Below are 21,071 nucleotides of genomic sequence, written 5' to 3'. Positions count from 1 at the left end.
AGCGCTACTCAGCTGGCGCGCGTTTGCAATCATTGCTTACTGGCATTCTAAGCCAACCCCTCTATGCTTATCTTGGGTCGTGCAGGAAGGCAATGATTGCAAGGATTGGCGAGTTGCATTTTGGGTGGGGGAGACGTATAGTCTAAGCAGGTTCGAGACAGTGTGTCGCAAAAAGTTACTAGCGAACGGCCGCGAACGAGTTAGTATCAGGGCCTAAGGCTCTATGGAGGGGCGCAATATGACAGCACAAACGGGGCAAGAACAAGCCAAAGTCAAAGCGGCGCAAACCGCTCAAGAGTCAGCAGGAGAGCCCAAACCGCCCTGGAAGGCCCTGTGGGTGCTGGCCCTAGGCTTGGCCATGATTGTGTTAGACTCCTCAATCGTCAACGTTTCCATCCCAGCCATTATCAACGCCATCAACATCAACCTCACTGATGCCCAGTGGATTACCGCCCTCTACTCAATCATCTTGGCGGCCCTCCTCCTGCCATCAGGCCGCCTGGGAGATATGTATGGCCGCAAGCGCCTCCTTCAAATTGGCACCGTCATCTTCGTGGCAGGCTCGCTCTTGGCCGCTGCCTCCCAAAGCGGTTCGATGCTGCTCATGGCCCGCGTGGTCCAAGGCATCGGCGGCGCACTCGTTATGCCTTCCACCCTCTCCTCAGTTTCGGCCAATTTCCGCGGTAAATATAGGGCAGCAGCCTTCGGCGTGTGGGGCGCGGTCATGTCTTCGGCCGCAGCCATCGGCCCCCTCCTGGGAGGTCTCTTTACGCAAACCATCGGCTGGCGCTGGATCTTCCTCGTCAACCTGCCCTTGGGCGCTATCGTCTTCATCTGCTCCATCCCCTTCGTGCCCGAATCCAAGGCCCAAGGCAGCGGTTCCGGTTCCGGCTCCAGCCTGCTCTCAGATGCTGGCGGCATTCTCCTTTCGGCCTTCGGCTCAGCTTTCGTAGTCTTTGGCCTGATTGAAGGCGAAACTTACGGTTGGTGGCATCCTGCCAAGGCGCTCACTATCGGTTCCTTCACCTGGCCCCAGAGCGCAGCCCTGTCCGTTATTCCCATCTGTCTTGCACTTGGCATTGTGCTGTTGGCCTGCTTCGTGGCCCTCGAACTTAAGCGCAAGTCCAGCGGTCGCCTAGTCATGCTTGACGTGACTCTCTTCAAAATCAAGACCTTCGGTTGGGGCAATTTCACCGCAGCAATCATCAATGCCGGCGAGTTCGTAGTCATCTTCACATTGCCGCTCTATCTGATTAACGCTCGCTCGCTCAACACCCTTCAAGCAGGTGGCATCATCGCCGTACTGGCCTTGGGCTCCATCGTCTCCGGCGGCTTGGCCCGCTTCGTCTCCGCCAAACTCGGCGCTGGTGGCACCGTACAGCTCGGCTTAGTGCTCGAAATGGTTGGTGTTATTGCCGCCATCGCCTGCATGGGCACAACAACCCCCATCTGGCTGCTCATGGCCGCGCTCGTCGTCTACGGCCTGGGCCTAGGCTTCGCGTCCGCCCAGTTGACCAGCCTTGTGCTCTCCGGAGTGCCCATCGCTCAGTCCGGGGAAGGCTCTGCTACCCAGTCCACTATCCGCCAGCTGGGTACGGCCCTAGGCGCTGCGGTTTCCGGCACGGCCCTCTCAGTAGCTGTCGGCTTCACCACGCCCGGCAAGCTCGCTGCTATTCCCGGTCTGCCCAGTGGTCTATCCGACGGACTCGTTGCAGGAGTCAAATCCTCAGCAGGCAACATGATTTCCGGAATGCGCGCTCAAGGCAGTCACGGTAAGTTTGGAGCCCTCGGCCCGCAGATTACTGATGCTTTGACCTCCGGCTTTGTTCAAGGTGGTCAGATGGCCATGGCCTTCGCCTGTGTCCTCCTACTAGTGGGCTTGCTGGCATCTATCGCCGTGCGCAAGGCTGCGGAAGAAACGCAAAGCCGCTAAAGCAGAGCGGTAGGCTCAGCACTTAGCAAGGTGACAATTCAGGGCCGACGGTATGGTAAACCGTCGGCCCTGTTTTTGTACCTTTATATCCGCACCTCCTCAGGCCAAACCTGGCCATAAGGCAAGCCCGTTAAATCCTCCACTACCGCCAAACACATCCATCGAAGTTTGAACCAGTATATAAATAGCCAAATGCTTGCGGAAAGCCGAAATGCGCAAGGTCGAAGCGTAAGCCCGGCACACCTGCGCTAGGCGGGCCATAATCAGTACCGGGTGCCGCCAGAAATCATGGTGGCCACTTTGCTCCTCCAAATAGCCATACCCGGCCTGGTGGGGCGACATCTCCCAAGTGTGCCGCCAAGCGTACAACACAGCCAGCGCAAAAGCAATCGTAAAACCAATAGCAAAAATCTGGTAAGACGAAGCCTGCTCGCCCCGGGTAGCCAGTACTGCGCCGCCCACCAGCGGCAGGGCCGTGCCAGAGAGCGTAGCAATAAAAGTGCGCGTCGTAGACAGCTTAGTCCGGCCCTTATAGTCGTCGGTCATCTCGGTGGGCAGCGAGTTATAAGCCGTTTGGAAGATTTGGCCTGTCACAATCCATATAGCAAACTCCACCAGGTAAGCCCAATGCGGCAAGCCCGGAATCCAAATCAAGATGCCCGTAAGAATCAGCGGGCACACTATGAGCATCATCAAGTGACGCCTGCCAAAACGGCGACCGGCAGAAAAATGGAAGAGCGCGTCGCCAAAGGAGCCGAAGAAGAGCGCCGAAATAGCGGAAATGAAAGCGGCAGTACCCAGAATCGACTGAGCCGACTGAATGCTCAGCCCGCAAAAGCGCGTCCAAAAGAGCGCCACATACGTGCCGTTTAAGGTCATCATGCCGCTACCGTAAAAGTCGCCCATGCCGAAGCCGTCGGCATCTTTCATCAAGATAGGCCGAGTCTCGTGGAGTTTGTTTTGCGGCTTAGGGGAAGCTGGTGCGCTCGCGAGAGTGCTCCTGGGGGGATTGCTGCTTCGGGCAGGCTGGTGGTCGGAGTCTGGGGCTGGGATTGCGGCGCAGACTGTGGTATGGCTGATTCACTACTGTGTAAGGCAGGCACAAGATAGAATCCTGGCAATCTCACCTGCCCCGTCAATTTGATTGCCGCCGATTGCCGTGGTTTTTGCATATACAGAAAACGTTTGGCTAGCAGCGGCTTGGCGGTGCGGTGAGTTTTTGTAGTCCTTGCCTACGCTTTCCTAAGTTTTTGCGACTTAGCAAAGCGTCCATGCTTACGTCGGCGGTAGAGACTGATTTCAGCTACAACTAAGCTCCCTGTGAAGCCCAAACTCAGAGCTAGTGTGGCTCTCATTCGTTGCAGGGGAATGCTGCCCGCTTCGGGTAAGTTGTAGTTGTAAAAGTAGGGGAGTATGTAATCAGGCTGAGCGTGACTGCCTAGGGTCCAACTCAGAGCAATATCCGCTTGCCCCGGAATATGCGCTGGCGAGGTGATATGCCATTTTTCTTCACTCGTATTCCACGTTGGAGGGTTGGGAATAGGAGTAGTGTCGAATTTGGCGGTTGTTAGAGAGATTTCTTGGAGGCTAATCGCTTTAGGCGTTGGTTGGGGGCTATTACCCGCGGTCTCGTGGCCGAGTTGTCCGCTGTCATTGTGGCCCCAAGTACTCCCGTGGTAGCTGCTGTCTAGAGCAATGGTGTGGCCCGCCCCGGTCTGGAGTTTGGTAGCACCGCTTGGCAGGATTCCTGCTGCAGTAATGTCAACAGGAATGGGATTGGCAGTCATACTACCGAGATTGGCGGCTGTCGCTAATTGCCCATATTGATTGCCGCCCCAAGTCCAGACATGCTGGTTGCTGTCCACGGCGGTAGAGTGCCAAGTTCCCGCGCTAATCTGACTGATGTCTGCGGGCAGGATTCCTACAGCAGTAATGTCGTAGGGGTTGGGATTGGCGCGGTTCCCGGTAGGGGAAAAGCCTAGCTGACCGGAGTCATTCCAGCCCCATGTCCAAACGTGGTTGGTGGAGTCGAGCGCAAGGGCATGGGAGAGACCGGCGCTCACCCGGGTAATGGTGTCTGGTATGCGTCCGGCGGCAGCTAGGTCTACTGGTGTGGGATTTGCGATATCTAAGCTATTATTCGTAGCGGTGCCCAACTGTCCACAGTTATTGAGTCCCCAAGTCCAAATATGGTGATCGCTATCCAAAACCATTGAGTAGGCAGCTCCGGCACTTATCTGATTGATTGTACTGATAGGTAAGGTAGCGTTATCTGTGATGTTAACTGGAGTCGGGTTTGCGGAATCGGTGTAGTTGTTGACCGTGCTAGCTAGCTGCCCGAACTTATTCCAGCCCCAAGTCCACACGTTACCGTCGCTGTCGAGTGCCATGTTGTGGGCATATCCGGCGCTAATCTGGCTGATGGTAGCTGGTAACGCGCCAGCATCGGTCAAATCTATAGGCTCATAAGTGGGGGAATCGGTGTCAGCTTTGCTGGCGCTGCCGAGTTGACCGTGCTTATTCCAGCCCCAAGTCCATACATGACCATTAGTGTCTAAGCCAATATTGTGGGCGTAGCCGGTCGATATTTGAGCTAGATGGACCCCTTCTGGTAGTTGCACCCGGACCGGGTGGGAGCTACTGCTGCCGGCTTGTTCGTTGCCCAGCTGACCGTACTGGTTTGAGCCCCATGCATACGTATATCCGTCAGATGCAAGAGCCAAGGTATTGCTGTCACCGGCGCTGAATGCGAAGTAACGAATGCCTGTCGGAGGGGCGGGGGCGGTGACGCTTACGTGTGTGTTTCCGCTAGTGGGGCCGGTGCCGGGTGTGCGAGTGAATTCGTAGTCTTCCCATTGAGCGGTGAGTGTCATGTCCGATTCGACACCTTCAGTGAAATCCCAAGGTTGGCCAGCGCTGGTGAACCAGCCGTTAAACCAGTGGTGCTCCCAGCTTGGTGTTTCAGGCCATGCGATGGCGTCGCCGTTGGTAACGTTTTGGTTGGGTGGTGGGCTGCTGGTTCCTCCGCCTAATTTGAAACTGACGGTATAAGTGGTGCGGTAGTCGTAGTGGAGGGTAACGGGCGGCTGGGGGCGTTTGTCGTACACGTTGTTCCAGTCCACGGTCACGTCGACCTTGCCCACGGCGTGGGTCGGCACCGGGAAGTGCCAGTTGCCCGCGGCGTCCACGGTGTGGGAGGCGACGGGCGTGCCGGCGAAGGACACGTTGACGATTGCGAAGGTCGGGGTCCACACGGGCACGGGGAAGTTCTGCACGGTGAGCCCCATGCCGGGCAGGCCGGGGTTGATGATGCCCGCGTTCGGGCTGGCGAGCCTGCCCTCGGACGGATTGCCGCAGGAATGAGTGCCGCCGGAGTCTACAAAGAGCGCGACCGCATTGCCCGCGCTGGCCTGTGTGACACCGGTGAGATAGAGCACCGCATGGGGCCAATCGACTCTGCCGCCGTATGTTCCGTCAGAGATACTGTTGTTTATTCCGAGACCGCCTTGCCCGTAGGTGTTATCTCCCCAGCTGTAAGCTCTGTTATCCGTGCCGATGGCGAGTGAAGTGTTGATGCCTGCTTCGACATGGCTCACCGTAGGGGGCACATATGAGACATCGACGAGATAGTAAAAGTTTTGCCGTATGCCTACGGGCAGCGGCGAGTATATATCGGGGTTGCCGCGATTGCTCATGTATCTGCCGATTCCCAATTGGCTACTTCTGTCAACTCCCCATCCATACGCTTTATGGTCGCTGCTTACGAGCAGGGCATGGCAGTCGCCGGCACTGATTTGCTGAACTGTGGCAGAAGCTGGTATTTGTCCTTTGGCCACGGCCGCGGGTGCGTCTTGGTTGGCAGCGTTGCCGGTGCCGAGGCGTCCGTTGGCTCCGTAGCCCCAGGAGTAGGCGCGCTGGTCGCTGCCCAGGGCGAGGGTGAACTGGCCGCCTGCGCTGATCTGGGTGATGGTCACTCCGGCGGGGATGGCGCCTTGGGCTATGGCTACCGGTTCGAACTGGTTGGCGTGAGTAGAGTCGTTGTTGCCCAGCTGACCGTAGGTGTTGAGGCCCCAAGCGTAGGCTTTGCCGTTGGCATCGATAGCGGTGGAGTGCCGGTCGCCGGCCTCAATCTGGGTGATTTTCACGCTCTTGGGTATAGCTCCTCGGCTGATGGGTTTAGCATCCTCCTGGGTGGTGCCGGTGGTGTCGCCGTTGCCTAGTTGGCCGGCGTTGTTGGTGCCCCAAGAGTAGATTTCGCCTTTGGTGGATAGAGCAAGGTAGTGGGTGTATCCGGCTGAGATTTGGGTGAAGCGCACGCCGGTGGGTGTGTGGGCGCGCACGGGTGCCCATTGTTTGTTTTCTCCCCACCAGTAGACGAATCCGTCTGAGCCGATTGCTGCTGCGCTGTTGTTGCCGGCTGAGACTTGTGTGAAGCTTACGTTGGCGGGTGGTTTGGTGACAGTAGCTTGGTTGCCGCCAGAAATAGGTCCGTGAGTAGGGGAGAGAGTAACGCCGTCTACTGTTTCGCTGCCGCCCGGTAGTGCTGATTTGCGGGTGAGTTGAGTAGGGTCAGCGTGGGCGGGCTGGGCTAGTTGAATAGCCCCCCCCCCAAGGACAATCAAGACCAATGCCATGCTCATGGCATTGGTGAGGCGAAAACGGCGCATACTCGTATATCCTGTGTAAGTTAGTCAGGCAATCTACTCACCGGGTGCAACGAAGCAACCACAAAACTTCCCCAAGCCTTGTCAAAAGTGAGCAAACCAATCGTATATATTGACCCGAGCTTACCACGCTCAAGTCGGAACCTTCAACCGCCTGTGTTCACGTTATAAGTGCAACACATTGGTTTCCTGGTTTGATTGTATCTGGTTGAGTTCGTGTGTGAAGACTTGGGCAGGGGAGAAGCGGTATTTGTGCGGGGTGCAGCTCTTGGCGAAGCTGGGGTTTGAGGGCTTGTGCGGGGTAGGCTCGCGGGTAGGGTTGGGGGTATGGAACAGATGGATCGCTTTGAGCAGGTGGAGTACGGGCAGGCTGGCGCTCGGCAGGCCTTGAAGATTGCTTTGGCGCAGATTGATACCTGCGTGGGCGACTTGAGCGGGAACGCGGCCAAGGTGCTCGACTTTGCGCAGCGGGCCAGCCGTGAGGGTGCCCAGCTGGTGGCCTTCCCCGAGATGGCTTTGACCGGGTATCCTATCGAAGACTTAGCCTTGCGAGGCACTTTCCGCCGGGCAGCCTGGGATAAGGCCAACGAGTTGGCGGCCCAGCTGCTTGAGCAGGGTTTGGGCGAGCTCTTTGTAGTGGTGGGCACTGTGGGCACGGACCACAGTAACGACCTGCCGCGCAACCGAATGGTGGTCTTGCACGAGGGCGCAGTTTGGGGCGCTTACGACAAGCATTTCCTGCCCAACTATGGGGTCTTCGACGAGTTCCGCATCTTCTCTCCGGGGGAGCGCTCGGTGGTGCTCAACATTAACGGGCAGCGCATCGGCGTAGCTATTTGCGAAGATATTTGGCAAGACGGCGGGCCGGTGCAGGAGTTGGCTGGGCGCAACATTGACCTCCTACTCACTATTAACGGCTCGCCTTACGAGGAGGGCAAGGGCCATGTCCGCCGAGACTTGGCGGCTCGCCGGGCGCGCGAAGTGGGCGCACCCGTGGTCTACGTGAACCAAGTAGGCGGGCAAGACGACCTCATTTTTGACGGCGGCTCCTTCGTAATGGGTCAAAGCGGTGATTTGCTGGAGCATTCGCCGCAGTTCGTAGAAGACTTAAGCTACTGGACGCTCGCTGCGGGCCAGGGCGATGAGGCTGGGCCTGAGCAGATGGGCTCGCAGATGGCCCCAGACCTCGACGGCGACGAAGAAGTCTATAAGGCTTGCGTGCTGGGCCTCAAAGACTACATGGCGAAGAACCACTTTACGGGCGTGTGCTTGGGGCTTTCGGGCGGCATCGACTCGGCTCTGGTGGCTGCCATGGCGGCCGACGCCTGCGGGGGAGAGCATATATGGGGTATTTCCATGCCCAGCATGTATTCCTCCGACGGCTCCAAAGACGACGCTGCTGACTTGGCCCAGCGCCTGGGTGCCCATTACGATGTGCAAGCTATCGAGCAGCTCTACAAGACCTTCCAAAGCCAGCTTGATTTGAGCGGGGTGGCTGCCGAAAACCTTCAAGCGCGCATTCGCGGCGTAATCGTTATGGCCTATTCCAACTCCAAGGGGCTGCTGGCCTTGGCTACGGGCAACAAGTCTGAGCTGGCTTGCGGCTACTCCACCATTTACGGCGATGCTGTGGGCGGTTATGCGCCGATTAAAGACTTGCTCAAAACGCGCGTGTGGCAGTTGGCCCGGTGGCGCAATGCCGAGGCGCTGGCTGCGGGCAAGAGCGAGCCGATTCCGGATGCTTCCATTACTAAGGCGCCTTCCGCTGAGCTGCGCGAGGGGCAGAAGGATTCGGACTCCCTGCCAGACTACGAGCTTTTGGACCAAGTACTCGCGGCCTATATTGAAAAAGCCCATGGCCGGGCCGATTTGCTGGCCGATGGTTTCGATCCTGAAACCGTAGACACCGTCATGCGTTTGGTAGATAGGGCGGAGTGGAAGCGCCGTCAGTACCCGCTCGGGCCCAAGGTTACGGCCTTAGCCTTCGGGCGCGATCGCAGGCTGCCGATTACGAACGCTTTCGCCGAGTAGAAGCCCGCGGGGCCGGCTCGGGCGGGCTGGAGCTAGAGCCCTAGCCTGCTCGGATTGTTGCCGTGAGTTTCACGCACAAGCTTTCTCAATAGGAGGTTGCAGATGGATCAAGTAAACGAATGGTATTTCAACACTTCGAGCGGCCAGGCTGAGCAGGGCAAGCTCTCTCCGCTGGAGCAGCGCATGGGCCCTTATCCCAGTAAAGAAGCCGCTGAGCAGGCTTGGAAGATTGCTCAGCAGCGCAATAAAAAATGGGAAGAAGACAATAAAAAGTGGAAGCAGTCTTGGGACGGAACTGCCAACCAGAGCGAAGATTCTGAACAAGACGACACGCTCTTGTAAAGAGCAAAACTCAAAATGTGACCAAGCTCACTACTGAGCGTAGCTACTTATGAGGCTTAACCCCATATAATGAGAATGAAGGCAGCAGCGTGAAGATGCGCGACTGAACATAAATTAAGGAGTGGCAATGACAGCAGTTGATGCAAAGACGGCCGTCTCTCCGGAGGAGCTTCAAGCGAAGGCTTGGCAGGGTTTCAAAGGCGAAGACTGGAAACAAGATATTGACGTTCGCGACTTTATTCAGGAAAACTACACGCCTTACACCGGCGATGAATCCTTCTTAAAGCCCGCAACAGAGAAGACCAAGGCTCTGTGGAAGCATCTTGACGATAACTTCCTCGCAGTCGAGCGCAAGCAGCGTGTCTACGATGTGGATACCCACACTCCCGCTGGCATCGACGCTTTCCCTGCCGGCTACATTGACGGCAAGTCTGCTCAAGACACTCAAGATAACGTCATCGTTGGCTTGCAAACCGACGTTCCTACCAAGCGCGCTATGATGCCCAACGGCGGTTGGCGCATGGTTGAGCAGGCCATTATTGAGGCCGGCAAAGAGCCCGATCCCGAAGTAAAGAAGATCTTTACCCGTTATCGCAAGACCCACAACGATGGGGTCTTCGACGTATACACCCAGCGCATCAAGCTGGCCCGCCACAACAAGATTCTGACCGGTCTGCCTGACTCTTACGGCCGTGGCCGCATCATCGGCGATTACCGCCGCGTGGCCCTCTACGGTGTCAACGAGCTGATTGCCCGCAAGAAGGCTGACAAGGATTCGATTCCTTACCGCAACGACTTCACCGAGGAAGAGATCGAGCACTGGATTCGCTTCCGCGAGGAGCACGGTGAGCAGATTAAGGCCCTGAAGCAGCTGCTAAAGCTGGGTCAAGAGTACGGCCTGGATCTTTCTCGCCCCGCTCAGACCGCTCAAGAAGCTGTGCAGTGGACCTACATGGGCTACTTGGCTTCCGTCAAGAGCCAAGACGGTGCTGCAATGTCTATCGGCCGTCTCTCTGCCTTCTTCGACGTGTACTTCGAGCGCGATTTCGCCGCTGGCCTCATTGACGAAACCGATGCTCAGGAGATTATCGACAACATCGTGATGAAGCTGCGCATTGTTCGCTTCCTGCGCACCCTCGATTACGATCAGATCTTCTCCGGTGATCCCTACTGGGCAACTTGGTCCGACGCTGGCTTCAGCGACGACGGTCGCCCGCTGGTCACCAAGACCTCCTTCCGTCTGCTCGCAACGTTGACTCTTGAGCACCTCGGACCTGGTCCTGAGCCCAACATCACCATCTTCTGGGATCCGAAGCTGCCCGAGGGCTACAAGCGTTTCTGCGCTCGTATCTCCATCGACACCTCGGCCATCCAGTACGAGTCCGACAAGGACATTCGCGCTCACTGGGGCGACGATGCAGCTATCGCTTGCTGCGTGTCTCCTATGCGCGTTGGTAAGCAGATGCAGTTCTTCGGCGCTCGTGTGAACTCCGCCAAGGCCTTGCTCTACGCCATCAACGGTGGCCGCGACGAGATGACCGGTATGCAGGTTATCGACCGTGGCATCATCGAGCCCATCGCTCCTGAGGCAGACGGCACTCTCGACTACGAGAAGGTCAAGGCCAACTACGAGAAGGCTCTGGAATGGCTGTCTGAGACTTACGTGCAAGCTCTGAATATCATTCACTACATGCACGATAAGTATGCCTATGAGTCCATTGAGATGGCTCTGCACGACAAGGAAGTCTACCGTACCCTCGGTTGCGGTATGTCTGGTCTGTCGATTGCTGCTGACTCCCTGGCGGCCATCAAGTATGCCAAGGTCTACCCGATCTACAACAAGGATGCCCAGGGCACTCCTGAGTACGTAGAAGGCGGCGACGATAACTTGGTCGTGAACTACAAGACCGTGGGCGAGTTCCCGGTCTATGGCAACGACGATGACCGCGCTGACGATTTGGCTAAGTGGGCAGTTTCTACCGTTATGGGCCAGGTCAAGAAGCTCCCGGTTTACCGCGGCGCCGTTCCTACCCAGTCGATTCTGACCATCACTTCCAACGTGGAGTATGGCAAGAACACCGGTTCCTTCCCCTCTGGCCACAAGAAAGGCACCCCATACGCACCCGGTGCCAACCCAGAGAACGGCATGGATTCGCACGGCATGCTGCCGTCCATGTTCTCGGTGGGCAAGATCGACTACGACGATGCTCTCGACGGCATCTCGCTGACGAACACCATCACCCCTGACGGCTTGGGCCGCGACGAAGATGAGCGTATTAAGAACCTGGTCGGCATCCTGGATTCCGGCAACGGCCACGGTCTCTACCACGCCAACATCAATGTCTTGCGCAAGGAGCAGCTTGAGGATGCAGTTGAGAATCCTGACAAGTACCCGCACCTGACCGTGCGCGTCTCCGGCTACGCGGTGAACTTCGTCAAGCTGACTCGCGAGCAGCAGCTCGACGTCATCTCTCGCACCTTCCACCAGGGATCTGTGACTGACTGATGTCAGAGGCGCTAGTAAGTTAGCGCTCTTCAAGCCTAGAGCTTGAAAAGTTTGAGGGGCGGGGCACAAGCCTCGCCCCTCTTTTATACTGTTGGTATTCGCACAGATACCTACAAAGACCAGGCTCAATCAATGCAGGGAGGCACATGATGGCCCAAGGCACGCAATTCCATACCACGAATCCGCACATGCTGAAAGAGTCTAAGGTCTATCAAAGTCAAACCCTGATGGGTGGCCTATCCGGTTTCGATTCTCCCATCGGCCTCGACCGGCGCGACCGCATCGATGCCCTCCGTACCGGCGATATCGGCTTCGTGCACTCTTGGGATATCAATACCTCGGTCGACGGCCCCGGCACCCGCATGACCGTGTTTATGTCGGGCTGCCCCCTGCGCTGCCAATACTGCCAGAATCCCGACACTTGGAAGATGCGCGACGGCAAGCCGGTCTACCTGCAAGCCATGATCGACAAAGTGGCCCGTTATGAAGACCTCTTCAAGGCTACCGGCGGCGGCATCACCTTTTCGGGTGGTGAGTCCATGATGCAGGCAGCTTTCGTTTCCCGCGTCTTTAGGGCAGCTAAAGAGATGGGCGTACATACCTGCCTAGATACCTCTGGTTTTTTGAACAAAAACTATACCGACGAGATGATTAACGACATCGACTTGTGCCTGCTCGATGTGAAGTCCGGAGACGAAGAAACCTACAAAATCGTGACCGGCAGCACCTTGGCTCCCACCATCGACTTTGGTAAGCGCCTGCAAGATGCTGGCTCCAAGATATGGGTGCGCTTCGTCTTAGTGCCGGGCCTGACCGATTCAGAAGAAAACGTTGAAAAAGTCGCGGAAGTCTGCGAACAGTTCAAAGATGCCATTGAACACATCGACGTGCTACCCTTCCACCAGTTGGGTCGGCCAAAGTGGCACGAGATGCGCATTCCTTACCCTTTGGAAGAGAAGAAGGGGCCCTCTCACGCCCTGCAAGAGCGGGTGAAGAAGCAGCTCGAATCCCACGGTTTTGTAGTCTATTAAACAGACTTTCAGACCTTGCGCTAAGCTGTGTACGTCTATACGGCACAGGCTTACCGAAAAGAGGCGTGAAACCAGTTGGCCCAAGACCTAGAACCACACTTGCTTGCCGAACCTCGCGAAGGGGTTCCCACAGTTATCGATACTCTGGCAGCTTTTCAAAAGATGTGCCAGGCATACGCGCAAGCTAGCGGTTCCTTGGCAGCCGATGCAGAGCGGGCCTCAGGTTTTCGCTACGGACAGCAGGACTACTTGGTGCAGTTCAAGCGCTCTGGCGTCAACATCGCACTCGTAGACCCGGTAGCCATAGGGGAGCAGGGCGGCTCTTGGCAAGACTTCAACCACGCCATAGGCGATGCTAGCTGGATTATTCACGATAGCAGGCAGGACTTGCCCGGTTTCGTTGAGCTAGGAATGCAAATGCAAGGGCTGTTTGATACCGAACTTGCAGCCCGCATGCTTGGTTTGGCCCATGTAAGCCTGTCTGCCGTGACCGAGCATTATCTTGGTATAAGCCTTGCAAAAGAGCATTCAGCAGCCGATTGGTCCTACCGACCACTGCCCAGAGATTGGCGTAATTACGCGGCTCTCGACGTGGAACTCCTGCTTGAGCTCGAAGATGCCATGACGAAAGACTTGCTCCAGCAGGGCAAAAGCGAGTGGGCTCGCCAAGAATTCGCTTGGCTCTTAGAGACCGGCGGCCAGCGTAAGGAACCCAGCAGCCAGCCTTGGCGCCGGACCTCTCACATTACCTCCCTGCGCAACGATAGGCGGGGATTGGCAGTGGTGCGGGCCTTGTGGACTAAGAGAGACGAGCTGGCCCGTGAGAACGATATTTCTCCTAGTCTGTTGCTGCCTGATGCGGCCATTATTGAGGCGGCTCGCTTGAAGCCACGCAATGGCCGCCAGTTCCGCTCTATTCGCTCTCTTAATGAGCGGGTGCGCATGCGTACCGGCGGCGAGCAAGACAAAATGTTTGAGCGATATGCGCCCATCCAGCGCTCGATTCGGCCCAGCGTGTGGAGGCAGACCATCCTCGACGCTCTGGTCTTGAGCAACGACGAGTTACCCAAGCCTCCGCAGGTGCCACACGACGATTCAGAAGAGGGCAGCGGGCCGCGCTCGATGAAAGTCTGGAAGCGGCATCCCGAGCGTTTTGAACGCTTGAGTGCAGTGCGCCAGAGTGTAGAACAGATAGCTAAAGATACGAATATGCCTGTTGATCTGGTGATAAAACCGCAATACTTGCGAGACTTGTGCTGGACCGACGAACCTGCCCGCAGGGATGTTGGTGCTTTTCTACGTGATGAGGGGGCTCGCCCCTGGCAGGTGGAATTGGTCAGCGAGTCCGTAAGTCGAGCTATGATGTAAAGGTTGCTGGATTGGCAGAAAACTGGCAGATATAGGCAGACCAAACGGTTGTGATGAATTGGAGCGCAGCGTGAAAATCAGCGTTAGGAATCTTGAGCCCACAAAGGTGAGGCTTACCATTACCGTCGACAAGGACGAGTTTGACCCGTATCTGGATGCGGCTCGCAAAGACATTGCTAAGCAGGTCAACGTACCTGGCTTCCGCAAAGGCCATGTGCCCGGTCGTATTATCGACCAGCGGGTCGGCTTTGCCTCCGTTGCCGGCGAAGCAGTCAATTCGGGTGTTCCCGAGCTTTATTCCAAGGCTCTGGCACAAAAGGAGCTGCATGCTATGGCTCAGCCCGAAATCGACGTCAAGGAAGTTCCTGAGTCCGCTCAGGACGACACCAAACTCAAGTTCACTGCTGAGGTAGAAGTTCGCCCTCAGATTGAGCTGCCCGACATTGCAGGCATGGAAATCGAAGTTGCCAAGCCTGAGGTTACGGACGAAGACGTGACCAAGCGCTTGGATAACCTCCGTCAGCGCTTCGGCACGTTGATCTCGGTAGACCGCCCCGCCAAGAAGGGAGACTTCGTCTCCATCGACCTCGACGCTGTCATCGACGGCGAGAGCGCCGACTCCCAGCAGGGTGTCTCTTACGAGCTCGGTTCTGAAACCATGCTCGACGGCTTGGACGAGGCTCTCGACGGCCTGTCCTCCGGCGAAGAGACCACTTTCGAGGGCACTCTCGAAGCTGGCGAGCATGAAGGCGAGAAGGCTCAGATTAAGGTCAAAGTCAACTCGGTAAAGGCAGAGGAACTGCCCGAGCTCGACGACGACTTTGCTCAGCAGGCCTCCGAGTTCGAGACTCTTGAAGAGCTCAAGGCCGACGTGCGCAAGCAGTGCGAGCAAGATGCTGAAGGTCGCCAGGCTACCGATGCCCGTGATGCCTTCATCGCCAAGCTCAAGGAAGGCCTAGAGATTCCTGTGCCCAAGGGCATCAAGGAGTCCATGATTGCTGACCAACTCAAGAATGCCGGTAAGGATGCCAAGTCTGCTTCTAAGGAAGAGAAGGCTGAAGCTGAGGAAACCGTCGAGAAGGAACTGCGCGACCAGATTGTGCTCGATACCTTGGCTGATAAGCTGGAGGTAAAGGTCTCTCAGGCTGATGTTACTAACTTCTTGGCTTCCATCGCCCAGCAGTACGGCATGGATCCCTCCGCCTTCATCAACGCCATCGTGCAGAATGGCCAGTTGGGTTCTGCCGTGCAGGAAGTGGGCCGCTCTAAGGGTATGCTCGCTGGTATGCGCGCAGTCACCTTCAAGGATTCTGATGGCAAGGTCTTGGATCTTTCCCAGTTCTTGGGCGAAGACGAGTCCGTAGCTGAGGAAGACGAGTCCGAGAGCGTACAGGCTGCTTCTGCTGCTGCCGCTGTTGCAGACGAGCTGACTCAGGCTGCTGCCGCAGAGGGCAACGAATAAGTGTGAATCCGCGCAAGCGGTTGTAGCTCAAGCCGCGTTCAGCGCTTATCATGGGAATTATCCCTTGTAGGTGCTGGACGCGGCTTTTGCGCAGCTAGCACAACCGGCCTCAAGCGTCAGTGCGAAGCGGTAGGCTCAGATTATGACATGTACTTCAAAGGAGACACGGTGAGCAATACTCTTGCAACTATGCCCGTTATGGACGAGGGGGAAGTTCCCTCGATTACTGACCCCATTTTCAACCGCCTACTCAAAGATCGTATTATCTGGCTGGGCGATGAGGTCAAGGACGCGAATGCGAACGTTATTTGCGCCCAGATGTTGATGCTTGCAGCCGAAGATCCGAGCAAGGATATCTGGCTCTATATCAATTCTCCTGGTGGTTCCATTACGGCTGGCATGGCCATTTACGACACCATGCAGCTCATTCAGCCCGATGTGGCAACTGTGGCCGTGGGTATGGCCGCTTCAATGGGCCAGTTCCTCCTCTCTTCCGGTACTAAGGGCAAGCGTTTCATCACCTCTCACGCCCGAGTCTTGATGCATCAGCCTTCGGGCGGCGTTGGCGGTACTGCAACCGATGTGCGCATCAATGCCGAGCTGATTATGGATATGAAGAAGACGCTCTCCCAGCTCACTGCTGACCAAACCGGTCACACGATTGAAGAGATTTACCGAGACAACGAGTACGACCACTGGTTCAATGCCCAGGAGGCTTTGGAATACGGGTTCGTAGACAAGATCGTGACCACGCATAGCACGATGCAAACCCAGGAAGGGGAGTGAGCATGGCCTCTGAAGAAGCACAATTCGTAGCCCGCGCCCAGCGTTTAGCAGGCCCGCGCGCAATGGCAGGCATGAGCCCTCAAAGTCGATATGTTTTGCCGCAGTTCGAAGAGAAAACGCCGTACGGTTTCAAGCGTCAAGACCCGTACACACGCCTCTTCGACGACCGCATTATCTTTATGGGTGTGCAGGTCGACGACACATCTGCCGACGATATTATGGCCCAGCTCTTGGTGCTTGAAAGCCAAGACCCCAACCGCGATGTCATCGTCTATATCAACTCTCCTGGCGGTTCGATGACTGCTATGACTGCAATCTACGACACCATGCAGTACATTAAGCCTGATGTGCAGACGGTCTGCTTGGGTCAGGCAGCTTCGGCAGCTTCGATTCTGCTGGCAGCAGGCACCAAGGGTAAGCGACTCATGCTGCCCAATGCTCGCGTGTTGATTCACCAGCCAGCCATGCAGCAGGACTTCGGTAAGGCCACGGAGATTGAGATTCAAGCCAAGGAAATGCTGCGCATGCGCAACTGGTTAGAAGAGACCCTAGCCAAGCACACCGGTCAAGATGTCGAACGAATCCGCAAGGACATCGAAGTCGATACGATTTTGACCGCGCCAGAAGCCAAAGAGTACGGCATGGTAGACGAAGTATTGGAAAGCCGCAAGTAGTTCGCCGCTATCACTACCATGGGTGAAACCCCTGAGCTGGGAATGCCTAGCTTGGGGGTTTCCTCTTCGTAGGAGCAGGCACATTCGACCACATTGCTCAATTCGTTGCGCCAAGGCGAGCCCGCCGCGTAATATAGGCAACGGAACTAACACAAGGAGCAGGCATGGGGCGCGTTGTCAATTACAATGAGGGACTCTTTCGGTGCGACTTCTGCGGCAAAAGTGAGAAGCAGGTCGGCAAGCTGATTAAGGGGCCGTCTTCTGCGATTTGCGACGAATGCGTGGCTTTGTGCGTGCAAATGCTGTCCGAGGACCAGACGAAAGAGCACCAGGAGAGCAAGGTAGTTCTGCCGGTGCCCAGCCAGATTTTCGGCTATCTCAATCATTATGTAGTGGGACAGGAAGCTGCTAAGCGTACGCTCGCTGTGGCTGTTTACAACCACTACAAGCGGGCCAATATCGAGCGCCAGCGGGTCGCTTCTCGCATGGGAGTGAGCACCAAGACCGATGCAGCTGACCAAGGTAGCTCTTCCATGCCGCTGCCGGCGCCGCCAGCAGCGAACGCAGATTTGGACGATGTTGAAGTTGATAAGTCCAACATCTTGCTCTTGGGCCCTACAGGCGTGGGTAAAACCTATTTGGCTCAGTCTCTGGCTCGCATGATGAATGTGCCTTTTGTGCTTACGGATGCTACGACGCTGACCGAAGCTGGTTATGTGGGAGACGACGTAGAAACTGTCTTACAGCGACTCTTGCAGGCAGCTGACGGCGATGTAGAGCGAGCTCAGCAGGGCATTATATATATCGACGAGATTGACAAAATTGCCCGCAAATCGGGGGAGAACACCTCCATAACCCGAGATGTGTCTGGCGAAGGCGTGCAGCAGGCTCTCCTAAAGATTATTGAAGGCACAGTAGCCCGGGTGCCCTTGGAAGGCTCGCGCAAGCAGCGAGATCAGGAGTGCATACAGCTCGATACCCACGGCATTCTCTTTATTTGTGGCGGTGCTTTCGTAGGCCTTGAAGACATTATTCAACAGCGCTTGGGCCTGCATGAGTCCGGCTTCGCTGCCTCTTGGAAAGACAAAGACGTGCCGCGTGAGCAGATTCTGCGCGAGGTCAACGCAGACGACTTGGAGAATTTCGGATTGCTGCCCGAATTCGTGGGCCGCTTGCCAGTCATTTCTACCCTGGGCAAGCTGGACCAAAACCAACTTAAGCAAGTCTTGACTCAGCCAGACAACGCCTTGGTGAAGCAATATCAGCGCATGTTCCTCGACGATGGCGTGACCCTCACCTTCAGCGAGGATGCCTTAGATAGGATTGCTGAAAAGGCACTCGCGGCAGGAGTCGGTGCCCGCGGACTGCGCTCTATTATCGAAAAAACTTTGGAAGACACCATGTTTGAAATTCCGGAACGCTCAGACATCGACCAAGTCCTCGTTGATGCAGCTGCGGTCGATGGTGAACAGCCGCCGCAACTGGTACGAAAGGGCATAGGCGACCAAACTCTTGAGGAGCGAACTGCGTAAAGGGTAGTTTGCTAAGTGAAGATGGCGGGCGAAGGAGAGCTATGAGCGAGAGAAAAGCGGTAGTGGTCACGCATCAGCGCGTGCGTTCGAGCAGTATCGTAACGGAAGCTCTGAACCAGCTGAAAAGCTCAGGTTTTAGCGTTTCTATCGTTGATAACAGCGAAGCTCCAGCTTTCGGCGAGCCCTACCAACAGGTCGACCCTGATACTGAAATCGTTATCGTCTTGGGCGGTGACGGTACTATTTTGCGCGCCGCAGAGCTGGTGAAATGTACCGGAGTGCCCATTTTGGGGGTGAATCTTGGACATGTAGGCTTCTTGGCTGAGTTTGAGAGCTTCCAAATTGGTGAGGCCATGTCCAAGGTTGCCGCCCACGATTACTCCATTGAAGAGCGCATGGTGGCCCACGTGGACTTGTGGCTGCCTGGGGCAGATAAGCCCTTGACTGACTGGGCCCTGAACGACATGACGCTAGAGCGATACAGCCGGGGCAAAATGGTTGAGGTTAGCCTGCGCGTAGACGACGTAGAAATGTCTTCCTACGGCTGCGACGGCATTATCGTTGCAACTCCAACTGGTTCTACCGCCTACGCTTTCTCGGCAGGAGGCCCGATTGTGTGGCCCGACGCCCAATCCCTGCAAATGGTGCCTATAGCGGCGCATGCCCTCTTCGCGCGTTCGCTCGTCATTGGCCCGCAGTCCACTTATACTATTGGTTTGCTCGACGATTCGCCTTCCGATGGTTGGATCTGCTGCGATGGTCGCCGCCAGCTTTTGGTGCCCAAGGGTTCGCGAGTTACGGTCCGCCAATCGCATGACATATTCCACTTGGCGCGACTGTCCGGAGCTTCCTTTACCCAACGTTTGGTGAGCAAATTCGATTTGCCGGTCGTGGGGTGGAGGGAACAACACCATCCCAATCTCTCCGCTAAGCGAGGGCAGGAGGCAAGAGATGCTTGAAGAACTCGAAGTACGTGACTTAGGTCCGATTCACCACGCCCTGCTCAGCCCAGCCCCCGGCATGACGGCTATTACTGGCGAAACGGGCGCAGGTAAGTCCATGCTGCTCAATGCAATCGGCTTAATCTCCGGAGCTCCTGCGCAAACTGCCCGAATAGCCCCGGGGCAAGAAGCCGCTTGGGCCCAAGGCGTGTTTGCAGTCAACGCAGATTCCCCAGCCGCACACATACTTGAAGACGCTGGCATGGAGCTGGAAGACGGGCAGCTTTTTTTGGCCCGCTCAGTTCCCGAGCAGGGGCGTTCGCGCTCTTTGGTTAATGGGCATACCATGCCTCGCACGCTCTTAGCCGATGTTAGTGCTCAGCTGGTCACTATCCACGGTCAGTCAGACCAGATGCGAATGGCGGCCCCTGCCCGGCAGCGAGACTTCCTCGACCGTTACGCAGGCGATGGGGTTGAACTAGACGCTTACCGGTTGGCCTGGGAGCGATTGCAAGAATTAGATAAGCGACTGACACAGCTAAGTGAACAGCAGGTAGGGGCCTTACAACAGGCTGACTACTTACGCCAATCTATCGCCCGCATCGATCAGGTGGCACCTAGGGCTGGCGAAGATGCCGAACTCAAGGAGCATCGAGACAGAATCGAGCATGCTGCCCAGATAGGGGAGGGCGTTACCGGTGCCTTAGCGGCCTTAGATGCCTCCCAGCTGGCTGCCGATGTCGACGTTGATGCGCCGAGCGTTGCAGCGCTGCTTGATCAGGCTATCCAATCCTTGCAGGCAGTGGGCGTGAACGACCTCTTCGACGACCCAATACAGCGCTTGCGTTCCATGAGCGCAGACCTCTCTGACCTAGTATTTGGCTTGGCTCAGCAGATAGATGGCGAGGGGGAATCTGGAGACCTCGACAAGCTCAACGCTCGCATTCACGACATAGAAGAACTCAAAGAGCGCTGGGGGCCCACCATTGAAGATGTGCTCGCCTGGCGGGAGCAAGCCGGGTATGACTTGGAAGATATGGATGCTTCCCCCGAAAAGGTTCAGGCCTTGCGCGGTGAGCGAGAAGAGGCGCATGCGCTAGCCTTGGAAGCTGCTCAAACTCTTTCTAGTAAGCGTCAAGAGGCTGGGAAGCGGCTGAGTGCCCAAGTGAGCGAAGAACTCAATGCTCTTGCTATGAGCGGGGCTGCGTTGTCGGTGCAGGTTGCGGCTCGGGCCGATTCGCGTTTGGATGCCCACGGAGTAGACGATGTGAGCTTCCTCTTTACGCCATTTCCTGGATCTCCTCAGCTTCCGATGGGTTCGAGCGCTTCTGGCGGCGAGTTGAGCCGGTTGATGCTGGCTATGGAGCTGGTGGCTGCTGAGGCTAAGGGATCGCCTGCTGGCAAGAGCCAGGCGAAAGCTAAGAAGGGCTCAAATGCTGCTTCTGCTGCCAGTCACCCTACCGAGCTGGGGGAGCGGGTCACTTTCATTTTTGACGAAGTCGATGCGGGAGTAGGTGGCAAGACTGCGGTTGAGCTGGGCAAGAGGCTGGCTTTGCTGGCTCAGAGTGCCCAGGTTATTGTTGTGACACATTTGGCCCAGGTGGCTTCTTGGGCGGACCGCCAGTTTGTGGTTGTTAAAGAAAGTGGGTCTGGTGCTACCAATACCAGCGTGGAAGAAGTGAGCGAAGCCAAGCGCGAGCAAGAGATAGCCCGCATGCTGGCCGGTAGCGAATCCGATACTTCCTTGCAGCATGCCCGAGAGCTGTTGGAATCGAGTCGTCTCTAAGCACTGATAGCCTGA

Annotated in this window: 14 protein-coding genes; 12 read left to right on the top strand and 2 right to left on the bottom strand. The window is 56.5% G+C overall.

Annotation, left to right across the window (positions count from 1 at the left end):
* The first annotated feature begins 238 nt into the window (after positions 1–238).
* A complete protein-coding gene (locus R8377_RS04365; protein WP_317642274.1) occupies positions 239–1,933 on the top strand; it encodes an MFS transporter in 1,695 nt (564 codons plus the stop codon).
* Between the two features lie 99 nt (positions 1,934–2,032).
* Here R8377_RS04365 and R8377_RS04360 read toward each other — a convergent pair whose 3' ends face one another.
* The gene (locus R8377_RS04360) at positions 2,033–2,863 is read right to left on the bottom strand and encodes an MFS transporter (RefSeq protein ID WP_317643704.1); all 831 of its coding nucleotides are present in this window, start codon (positions 2,861–2,863) and stop codon (positions 2,033–2,035) included.
* Positions 2,864–3,165: 302 nt separating this feature from the next.
* Positions 3,166–6,600 carry an RCC1 domain-containing protein gene (locus R8377_RS04355; protein ID WP_317642273.1) on the bottom strand — a complete coding sequence of 1,145 codons (3,435 nt, stop codon included), beginning with the start codon at positions 6,598–6,600 and terminating at the stop codon, positions 3,166–3,168.
* A 333-nt stretch (positions 6,601–6,933) separates the two neighbouring features.
* Here R8377_RS04355 and R8377_RS04350 point away from each other — a divergent pair, with 333 nt between their 5' ends.
* The 11 genes from R8377_RS04350 to R8377_RS04300 all read left to right on the top strand — a co-directional run bounded on the left by R8377_RS04350 (position 6,934) and on the right by R8377_RS04300 (position 21,056).
* Positions 6,934–8,628: an NAD+ synthase gene (locus R8377_RS04350; protein WP_317643703.1), complete on the top strand. Its 1,695-nt coding sequence runs from the start codon at positions 6,934–6,936 to the stop codon at positions 8,626–8,628.
* A 102-nt stretch (positions 8,629–8,730) separates the two neighbouring features.
* The gene (locus tag R8377_RS04345; protein WP_317642272.1) at positions 8,731–8,970 is read left to right on the top strand and encodes a hypothetical protein; all 240 of its coding nucleotides are present in this window, start codon (positions 8,731–8,733) and stop codon (positions 8,968–8,970) included.
* A 127-nt stretch (positions 8,971–9,097) separates the two neighbouring features.
* A complete protein-coding gene (gene pflB, locus R8377_RS04340) occupies positions 9,098–11,476 on the top strand; it encodes a formate C-acetyltransferase (protein WP_317642271.1) in 2,379 nt (792 codons plus the stop codon).
* A gap of 149 nt (positions 11,477–11,625) precedes the next feature.
* On the top strand, positions 11,626–12,507 hold the full coding sequence (gene pflA, locus R8377_RS04335; protein ID WP_317643701.1) for a pyruvate formate-lyase-activating protein: 882 nt from the start codon (positions 11,626–11,628) through the stop codon (positions 12,505–12,507).
* Between the two features lie 75 nt (positions 12,508–12,582).
* A complete protein-coding gene (locus R8377_RS04330; RefSeq protein WP_317642270.1) occupies positions 12,583–13,875 on the top strand; it encodes an HRDC domain-containing protein in 1,293 nt (430 codons plus the stop codon).
* Between the two features lie 70 nt (positions 13,876–13,945).
* On the top strand, positions 13,946–15,337 hold the full coding sequence (gene tig, locus R8377_RS04325) for a trigger factor (RefSeq protein WP_317642269.1): 1,392 nt from the start codon (positions 13,946–13,948) through the stop codon (positions 15,335–15,337).
* A 168-nt stretch (positions 15,338–15,505) separates the two neighbouring features.
* The gene (locus R8377_RS04320) at positions 15,506–16,123 is read left to right on the top strand and encodes an ATP-dependent Clp protease proteolytic subunit (RefSeq protein ID WP_317642268.1); all 618 of its coding nucleotides are present in this window, start codon (positions 15,506–15,508) and stop codon (positions 16,121–16,123) included.
* A 2-nt stretch (positions 16,124–16,125) separates the two neighbouring features.
* The gene (locus R8377_RS04315; RefSeq protein ID WP_317642267.1) at positions 16,126–16,797 is read left to right on the top strand and encodes an ATP-dependent Clp protease proteolytic subunit; all 672 of its coding nucleotides are present in this window, start codon (positions 16,126–16,128) and stop codon (positions 16,795–16,797) included.
* Positions 16,798–16,961: 164 nt separating this feature from the next.
* Positions 16,962–18,329, top strand: a complete 1,368-nt coding sequence (gene clpX / locus R8377_RS04310) for an ATP-dependent Clp protease ATP-binding subunit ClpX (protein WP_317642266.1) — start codon at positions 16,962–16,964, stop codon at positions 18,327–18,329.
* 41 nt (positions 18,330–18,370) lie between these two features.
* A complete protein-coding gene (locus R8377_RS04305; RefSeq protein ID WP_317642265.1) occupies positions 18,371–19,288 on the top strand; it encodes an NAD kinase in 918 nt (305 codons plus the stop codon).
* Entirely contained in the window at positions 19,281–21,056 is a 1,776-nt protein-coding gene (locus R8377_RS04300; protein WP_317642264.1) for a DNA repair protein RecN, read from the top strand. The genes R8377_RS04305 and R8377_RS04300 overlap by 8 nt, the downstream gene beginning before the upstream one ends.
* Positions 21,057–21,071 lie beyond the last annotated feature (15 nt).

The organism is Bombiscardovia apis, assembly GCF_033095945.1.
GTDB lineage: Bacteria > Actinomycetota > Actinomycetes > Actinomycetales > Bifidobacteriaceae > Bombiscardovia > Bombiscardovia apis.
This window is presented reverse-complemented; position numbering and strand designations above follow the sequence as displayed.